At 70.9% G+C, this 9,622-nt stretch carries 1 protein-coding gene; it reads right to left on the bottom strand.

Annotated elements, in window-relative coordinates:
- A partial coding sequence (locus B0T44_RS27745; protein ID WP_217808778.1) for a type I polyketide synthase occupies nt 1–9,622 on the bottom strand: 9,622 nt, incomplete at both ends.

The raw sequence follows: 9,622 nt of genomic DNA, 5'->3' as shown, positions 1-9,622 counted from the left end.
CCCACCCGCCCCAACAACCCCCCCACCTCCGAAGACCCCTCCCCAGCGGACAACACATCCCACAACGACCACTCCACCCACGGAGCAAACGCCTCCGCACACTCCTCGATCACCGCCGCGAACACCGCCGACTCCTCCAACAACGCCCGCCCCATCCCCACCCACTGCCCACCCTGACCCGCGAACACGAACACCGTCCCACCGGGTGCCGCGGCTTTACCGACGAAGGCATCGGCCGAGGGCACACCGTCGGCGACGGCCTCTAGCCCGGCCACCAGTTCGGCGCGGCTGTCGCCGATCACTACCGCCCGGTGGTCGAATACGGTCCGGGTCACGGCCAGTGACAGCCCGATATCGGCGACGGTGAGATCGGTTCGGGTGCTGGCATATTCCGCGAGACGCCGGGCTTGGTCCGCCACTGCGCGCGGGTCACGGGCCGATACCTGCCACGGCACCGCGCCGCGCGGTTCGTCCCCGCGGTCGGCGGCCACGGGTGCAGGTGGTGCCTGTTCGAGGACGAGATGCGCGTTGGTTCCGCTGATCCCGAACGACGACACCGCGGCCCGGCGCGGCCGCTCGGTATCCGGCCAGTCCCGTTGCCGGGTCAGCAGCTCGACGGCTCCGCTGGACCAGTCGACGACGGTGGACGGGGTGTCGGCATGCAGGGTCGGTGGCAGGATTCCGTGCCGCAGCGCCTGCACCATCTTGATCACCCCGGCGACCCCGGCCGCCGCCTGGGCGTGCCCGATATTGGATTTGATCGATCCCAGCCACAGCGGCTGCTCGGCCAGGCGTTCGTGTCCGTAGGTGGCCAGCAGCGCCTGCGCCTCGATCGGATCGCCGAGGCTGGTGCCGGTCCCGTGTGCTTCGACCACGTCCACTTCACCGGCGGTCAGGCCGGCGTCGGCGAGGGCGCGCCGGATCACTCGCTGTTGTGACGGCCCGTTCGGCGCGCTCAACCCGTTGGACGCACCGTCGGAGTTGACCGCCGACCCGCGCACCACCGCGAGCACCTCGTGCCCCAGCTCACGGGCCCGGGACAGCCGCTCCACCACCAGGACGCCCGCCCCTTCGGCGAGACCGATGCCATCGGCGCCCGCGGCGAAGGCTTTGCACCGCCCATCGGCAGCCAGCCCGCCCTGCTGGGCGAATTCGGCGAAGCCGATCGGTGTCGCCATCACCGCCACCCCGCCGGCCAGCGCCAGCCCGCATTCACCGGAGCGCACCGCGCCGATCGCCTGATGCAACGCCACCAGCGACGACGAGCAGGCGGTATCCACCGAGACCGCCGGGCCTTCCAGTCCGAGTACGTAGGCGACCCGGCCCGAGACAACGCTGGTCAACATGCCGGTCAACCGGTTTCCGACCGTCTCGGCGTCGCGCTCGGTGGCCGCGCCGCTGTAGGACTGGCCGGTGACGCCGATGAAGACTCCGGTGTCGCTGCCCCGCAGCGATCCCGGCGCGATTCCCGCGTGTTCCAATGCCTCCCATGCAGTTTCGAGTACGAGCCGCTGCTGGGGGTCCATGGCCAATGCCTCGCGGGGGCTGATACCGAAGAATTCGGCGTCGAAATCCGCCGCGTCGTAGAGGAAACCGCCGGCGCGGGCGTACCCTTCGGCGTCGGCCGCGCGCAGGTTCCATCCACGGTCGGCGGGGAATGCTCCGATCACGTCGCGCCGCTCGACCACCAGCCGCCACAGCTCGTCCGGTGTGCTGACCCCGCCCGGGAACCGGCAGCCTATGCCGACGATCGCGATCGGCTCGGTATCGGCTGCCCGCGGCGGCGCCGGGGTGACCGGTTCGGCGGCGCCGAGCAGCTGGCGCAGGATGTGTTCGGTGACCTGGCGCGGGGTGGGATGGTCGAAGACCAGCGTGGCAGGCAGGGCCAGTCCGGTGAGCGCGTTGAGGCGGTTGCGGGCCTCGACGGCGGTGAGTGAATCGAAACCGAGCTCGGTGAATGTGCGGTCGGGTTCGATGGCCTCCGGCCCGTCGTGGCCGAGCACGGTCGCGACCTGTGCCCGGACCGCCGCCAGCACGATATGCCGTTGTTCGGGTTCGCCGAGGCCGGTGAGGCGGTGGGTGAGGTCGTTTCCGGGGCCGGCTGCCGGGGCGGGCCGTGTGGTGATCAACGGGGTCAGCAGTGGTGGCAGCATGCCGGTGCGGGCCTGCCGCGCCAAGGTCGGGCGGTGCAGCTGGGCGGCGGTGAGGCCCGGGCGCCAGTCCCCGATCGCTCGGTCGAACAGCGCCAACCCCAGCTCGGTGGGCATGGCTGTGGCACCGGCGCGGGTCAGTCGCGCGGTGTCGGTGTCGCCGAGGTCTGCGGTGCCGGTGGCCCACCAGCCCCAGGCGATGGACGTGGCGGGCAACCCCTGCGCATGCCGGTACCCCGCGAGACCGTCGAGGAACGCATTCGCCGCCGCGTAATTACCCTGCCCAGGAGCACCGAAAACCCCCGCAGCCGACGAAAACAACACAAACAACGCCACATCCAGACCACGAGTCAACTCATGCAAATACCACGCCGCATCCGCCTTCGCCCCCAACACCACATCCAACCGAGCAGGTGTCAACGCCGACACCACACCGTCATCGAGCACCGCAGCCGCATGCACCACACCGGTCAACGGCAACTCCGACGGAACCGACCCCAACAACTCAGCGAGCGCCGCACGATCCGACACATCACAGGCAACGATCCGGACTCGGACACCGAGGTCGGTGAGGTCGCGCACGAGGTCGTCTGCGCCCGGGGCCGCCGGCCCGCGGCGGGACGCCAGTATCAGTGAACGCACGCCGTGCGTGGTCGCCAGGTGACGCGCCAGGATCGCTCCCAGGCCGCCGGTGCCGCCGGTGATCAGCACCGTGCCATCGGCCACGTGTGGCGCGGGCAGGGTGAGCACGTTCTTGCCGATATGCCGGGTCTGCCCGAAGTACCGGAACGCGGTGGGGGCCTGCCGGATATCCCATGCCCGCACGGGTAGCCGGTGCAGGTAGCCGTCGGCGAACATCTCGGCGATCTCGGAGAGCAGGTGCGACATCCGGTCCAGATCGGCTTCGAGCAGGTCGAAGGCACGGTACCGGACCCCTGGGTACTCGGCGGCGATCTGCTCGGGGTCACGGATGTCGGTCTTACCCATCTCGATGAACCGCCCACCGCGCGGCAACAACCGCAACGAAGCATCCACGAAATCCCCCGCCAAACAATCGAGCACCACATCCATACCCGCACCACCGGTCGCGACCAGGAACTGCTGCTCGAAACCCAGACCCCGCGAATCGGCGATATGAGCGTCGTCGAACCCCATCTCCCGCAAGACGTGCCACTTACCGCGGCTCGCGGACACGAACACTTCCGCACCCCAAGCACGCGCCAACTGCACCGCAGCCATCCCCACCCCACCGGTAGCAGCATGCACCAGCACCCGATCCCCAGGACCAACCTCCGCCAGATCTCGCAATCCGTAAAACGCTGTCGCAAACGCCACCGGCACACCCGCCGCCTCCGCAAACGACCACCCAGTTGGCACCTCCACCAACAACCGCTGGTCCGTTACCACCACCGGGCCGATCCCCCCGGTGATCAGCCCCATCACTCGGTCACCCGGCGCGAACCGATCAACCCCCGGCCCCACCTCCGACACCGCACCCGCGGCCTCCGCGCCGATCACGGCCACATCCTCGGGCCGCATCTGCAGGCTCACCAGGACATCACGGAAGTTCAGGCCACCGGCTCGCGCCGCGATCCGCACCTGCCCCGGTGCCAAGGCTTCGTCGTCCGGGCCACTGTCGGCGAGGCGGAGACCGTCGAGGGTGCCGGTCCCGGTCGCCGTGAGCCGCCACCGCGGCGACGCGGGCGGCATGAGACCTTCGGCTCCGGCAGGCGTCAGCCGCGCCGCATACCACCGGCCGGCGCGGACAGCCAGCTGTGGTTCCGCGCCGCCCGGCACCGACGCGGGCAACGTCTCCGGCACGGTGTCGCTGTCGAGCACAACGATCCGGCCCGGATGCTCGGACTGCGCTGAGCGCACCAACCCCCACACCGCCGCGGCGGCCGGATCGGTGACATCGGCAGCGGTCACCGCCACCGCATTCCGGGTGCGCACCACCAGTGTGACCGGGTCGAACCGCGGGGCGTCGAGGAACTCCCGCAGCACATCGAGCACCCGCTGCGTCGCCGTATGCGCGGCGGTCACCGTATCGCCACCGCCGTGGTGACAGTCCACGACGACAACCGGCCTCGGCTCGGCTCCAGTATCCGGCCAGTACGCGCACGGCACGGTGTCCGGCGTCTGTCCGAGATCGGCGACCGGAGTCCAGGTCATGCCATACAGATGCCGGTCCGGGCGCAGCGCGAAGCCGTGCCCCGGCCGGGCCGGGCGGGTGGTCAGTGAGCGAATCGACAGGATTTCGGCGCCGCGCTCGTCGAAGGCCCGCAGCCCCACCGAATTCGGTCCGGTGACGGTGAGCTCGGCCCGCAACCTCGACAACCCGGTTCCGCCCGTACGCACCCCTTCCCATGAGAACGGCAGCACCGCGGGCGTATCGGCCTGCCTGCCGTCCGTGGTGAGCGCGATCGCATGCAGTACGGCGTCCAGCAGGGCGGGATGCACCCGGTAGCCGTCGGGGGACGGCCCGTCCTCGGGCAGCGACGCCTCCAGATACAGTCCGTCGCCGTCCCGCCAGACCGTCCGCAGCCCGCGAAACGCTGGACCATAGTCGTAGCCTGCGTCGGCGAGGACGTCGTACAGCTCGTCGACGGCGACGCCGACCGCATTCGGCGGCGGCCAGGCGCCGGTCCACTGCGCCGGCTCCGCGCCGGTATCGGCGGCGAGGGTGCCCTGCGCGTGCAGTACCCACGCCGCGTCGTCGGCGCTGCGGGCATGGACGGTGACCGGCCGGGTGTCCCCGGCGCCGGGACCGCCGATGCAGACCTGCACGGCCACACCGGCGTCGTCCGCGACGATCAGGGGTTCGAGCAGGGTCAGTTCGGCGACGACCGGAGTGCCTGCCTCGGCACCGGCACGGGCGACGAGCTCCAGCAGGCCGGTTCCCGGGAACAGCACGGTCCCGGCGAACACGTGATCGCCTATCCACGGGTGGGTGTGCGCGGCGATGCGGCCGGTGGCGGTGAGGCCGCCGTCGTGCGGTGCGGGAATCACCGCTGCCAGGACAGGGTGGTCGATCCTGGTCTGCCCGATCGAGGTCACGTCGCCTGCGGCGGTGGCAGTATCGAGCCAGTAGCGCCGCCGCTGGAACGAGTAGGTGGGCAACGGGATCCGGCGCGCGCCGCGTCCAGTGAAGACGGCGGCCCAGTCGACGGGTACGCCCGCGACGAACAGCCGTGCCGCCGAAGCCAGCAGTTGCGCGAAGTCGTCGTGCTCGCGGCGCAGGCTGCCCACCACCACGTCGGCCGTCGCGGCGGCTCCGCGGGAACGTGACGCGGCGTCCTCGAGGATGTGTTCGATATGCATGGCAAGCACCGGATGCGGGCCCGCTTCCACGAAGACCCCGAACCCGTCGGCGTGCATGGCCCGCACGGCGGCGTCGAACAGCACCGGGGAGCGGCAGTTGTCGAACCAGTACGATGCGCCGAGTTCGTGCCCGGAAACCCGGGTACCGGTGACGGTCGAATACAGCGGGATGTCCCCGTCATCGGGTGCGACGAACGACAACTCGCGCAGCAACCGGTCCCGCAGCCGGTCCACCGCCACCGTATGCGAGGGAACGGTGGCGGGCACGACACGCGCCCGCACCCCGTCCGCGGTGAGTACCGCCACCAGTCGGTCGAGCTCGGCGCTCGGTCCCGCCACCGATGCCGCCGCCGGGCTGTTCACCCCGGCCACCGACAGGGTGGGGAACTCGGTCAGGTATGTCTCGAGGGTAGGCCCCGACAGCGCGACGGAAGCGATGGCGCCGGTACCGGTCAGCTCTTCGGCGAAGATGCGGGACCTGGTCACCACCAGCCGCAGCGCGTCCTCGAGGGTCAGCGCCCCGGCGACGTACGCGGCCGTGATCTCCCCCTGCGAATGCCCGACCACTGCATCGGGTTGCACGCCGAGCCCCCGCCACATCCGCGCCAGCCCCACCATCACCGCGCACAGCACCGGCTGCAATACTTCGATCCGGCCGAGCATGGGTCCGACCGTTTCCGGCGGTCCGGCGAGTACTTCCCGCAGCGACCAGTCCACCCACTGCGACAGCACTGTCTCGCATTCGTCGACGGCTGCAGCGAACTCCGGTGCGTGGGCAAGCAGTTCCCGCCCCATTCCCACCCACTGGGTGCCCTGTCCGGGGAACACGAACACCGTCTTCCCCGGCCGCACGGCCACACCGGCGGCCACACCGGCGCCGGGCTCACCGGAGGCGAAGCGCCGCAGCTGGGTCAGCAGTTCGTCCCGGGACCCACCCAGCAGCACGGCACGATGGTCGAACCGCGACCGCGCCGAGACGAGTGACCAACCGATATCGACCGGCTGCAGGTGCGGGTGCGACCGCAGATGCTCGGCCAACCGGCGCGCCTGCGCTGCCACCGCATCCTGGCTCCGCCCCGACAGCACCCACGGCAGCGGCGCATCGCCGGACGGGTCCTCGGTCTCCTGGTCGTTCGCTGCCTCGTCCGCGGTGGGGGCCTGTTCGAGGATGACATGGGCGTTGGTGCCGCTGTACCCGAACGACGACACACCGGCCCGCCGAGGATGGCCGTTCTCCGGCCACGTCCGCTGTTCACGCAGCAGCTCTACCGCGCCCGCGGACCAGTCGATGTGGGAGGACGGCTGTTCCACGTGCAGGGTGCGCACCAGCACACCGCGGCGCAGCGCCTCCACCATCTTGATCACCCCGGCGACCCCGGCGGCGCCCTGGGTATGGCCGATATTGGATTTGATCGACCCCAGCCACAGCGGCTGCTCGGCGGGACGATCCTGCCCGTAGGTGGCGATAAGTGCCTGCGCTTCGATCGGGTCACCCAATGCCGTTCCGGTGCCGTGGGCTTCGACCGCATCCACGTCGGCGGCGGCGACTCCCGCGTCGGCGAGTGCGCGCCGGATCACCCGCTGCTGCGACGGACCGTTCGGCGCACTCAACCCGTTCGACGCACCGTCGGAATTCACCGCCGAACCACGCACCACCGCCAGCACCTCATGGCCCAGTTCCCGCGCCCGCGACAACGGCTCCACCACCAACACACCCACCCCCTCAGCGAAACCGGTACCGTCGGCGGAATCGGCGAAGGCTTTGCAGCGGCCGTCGGCGGACAATGCCCGCTGCCGGGAGAATTCCACGAACAGCTCCGGTGTGGACATCACCGTGACACCAGCCACCAGCGCCGCCGAGCATTCGCCCGACCGCAGCGACCGCACCGCCTGGTGCAATGCCACCAGACTCGACGAACAGGCCGTGTCGACGGTGACCGCCGGTCCTTCCAAGCCGAGCACATACGCGATCCGCCCAGAGATGAGTGCGCCCGTGGTCGCGTTGAACGGGTAGTCGTGATGCATCGCACCGACGAAAACCCCGGTATCGCTGCCCCGAATCGTCTCCGGGGCGATTCCCGCGTGTTCGAGCGCCTCCCAGACGGTTTCCAGCAGCAGCCGCTGCTGCGGGTCCATCGACACCGCTTCCCGCGGGCTGATACCGAAGAAGGCGGCGTCGAATTCCGCGGCGTCGTAGAGGAACCCGCCGGTGCGTACCGTCGACGTCCCGCCTGGCGCCGCCGGATCGAAGAGCGCGGTCAGGTTCCAGCCGCGGTCGGTGGGGAAGGCGCCGATGGCGTCGCGTCCCTCGGTCAGCAGCCGCCACAGCTCGTCGGTGCCGGTGACCCCGCCGGGCAGCCGGCAGCCGATCCCGACGATCGCGATCGGTTCGGTGCTGCTCACCGTGCGCGGGGCGGTGCCGGCCTCGCCGCGGTGCCCGAGCAGGAGCCGGTGCAGCTGTGCGCTCGCGGCTTTCGGGGTCGGGTAGTCGAAAACGAGGGTCGCGGGCAGTGTCAGCCCGGTGACTGCGGCGAGCCGGTTGCGGACCTCGAGCGCGGTGATCGAATCGAAACCGAGGTCGGCGAAACTGCGGTCTGGATCAATGGCTTCGGGCCCGGAGTGGCCGAGCACGAACGCCACCTCGGTCCGCACCGCATCGAGTACCGCCGCGGGCCCGTCCGCCGCGTCGAGATCGGCCAGACGCTCCCGCCATCCCGGCCACGCCGCCGTCACCGTGCGGCGCGCTACCGGCGCCAGCTCGCGCAGCAGCGGCGCCAGCAACCCGGCTCTGGCCTGAGCCGCGAGCGCGGACCGGTCCAGCTGTGCGGCCACGACCGCGGGCCGCCGCTGCGCGATAGAGGCATCGAACAGGCGAAGGCCCTGCTCGGTGTCCAACGCCAGCAGTCCGGTCCGAGCCAACCGCCCGGTTTCGCGGTCACCGAGACTCCCGGTCATACCGGTACCGGCGGCCCACAGCCCCCAGGCGATCGATATCGCGGGCAGGCCGATGCCGTGCCGGTACTCGGCGAGCGCATCGAGGAACGCGTTCGCCGCCGCGTAGTTGGCTTGCCCGGGCGCGCCGAGCACCCCCGCCGCGGACGAGAACAGCACGAACATGGCCAGATCCCGATCCCGGGTCAGCTCGTGCAGATGCCATGCGCCCGCGACCTTCGGCGCAAGCACCGTGTCCACCCGTTCGGGGGTGAGGGCCGCGACCACACCGTCGTCGAGGGCTCCGGCCGCGTGCACGACACCGGCCAGCGTCGTCTCGCCGGTGAGTTCGGCCAGCAGATCGGCCAGCTGCGTCCGGTCCGCCACATCGCAGGCCCGCGCCTCGGCCCGCGCCCCGGCTGCAGCCAGCTCCCGAGTGATCTCGGCGGCACCCGGCGCGTCGGGGCCGCGCCTGCTCACCAGCAGCAGGGACCTGACGCCGTACTTCGCGACCAGATGCCGCGCGACGGCCGCACCGAGCCCGGTTGTTCCGCCGGTGACGAGCACGGTGCCCTCGGAGAGCGACGGCGCCGCGGAGGTATCCGACGGACCGGCAGGTACCCGGGTGAGACGTGGGAGATACACGACGCCATCGCGTACCGCGGCCTGATATTCGGCCGCCGCGCAGAGCAAGGCCACCGGGCGTGCAGGGTCGGCGTCGGTGTCCACCAGCACGACCCGGCCCGGATCCTCCGATTGCGCCGATCGGACCAGCCCCCACACCGCGGCCGCGGCCGGGTCGATGTCCTCGGTATCGGTAACGGCCACCGCACCGGAGGTGACCACCACCAGCCGACCCGAGTCGTACCGGCGGCCACTCGTGAACTCCTGCAGCACCGTGAGGGTGCGCAGGACGGCAGCGTGGGTGTCGGCGACCGGGTCGGTGCCCCGGTCGCGATCACGCAGATCGAGCACGAATACCCCGGGCCCGCCTGTTGTCTCGTCGTCCGCGTCCGGCCACGGCGTGAGCGCCACCGGTTCAGCCAACCCGCCCGGCGGCAGCACCGACCAGCGCAGCAGGTGCAGCGGCCGCGCCGACAGCGCTGCCTGGTCCGGGTGCACCGGCCTGGTTGTCAGCGACCGGATCGACAGCACCGCCGTCCCGGTTTCGTCATAAACCTGCAGGGACAGCCCGTACTCCTCGGACCGGGTGATCCGGG

It is taken from the genome of Nocardia donostiensis (assembly GCF_002081715.1).
GTDB classification, from domain to species: Bacteria; Actinomycetota; Actinomycetes; order Mycobacteriales; family Mycobacteriaceae; genus Nocardia; species Nocardia donostiensis.
Note: the sequence above shows the minus strand (reverse complement) of the source record. Positions and strands in the feature narration are given on the sequence as shown.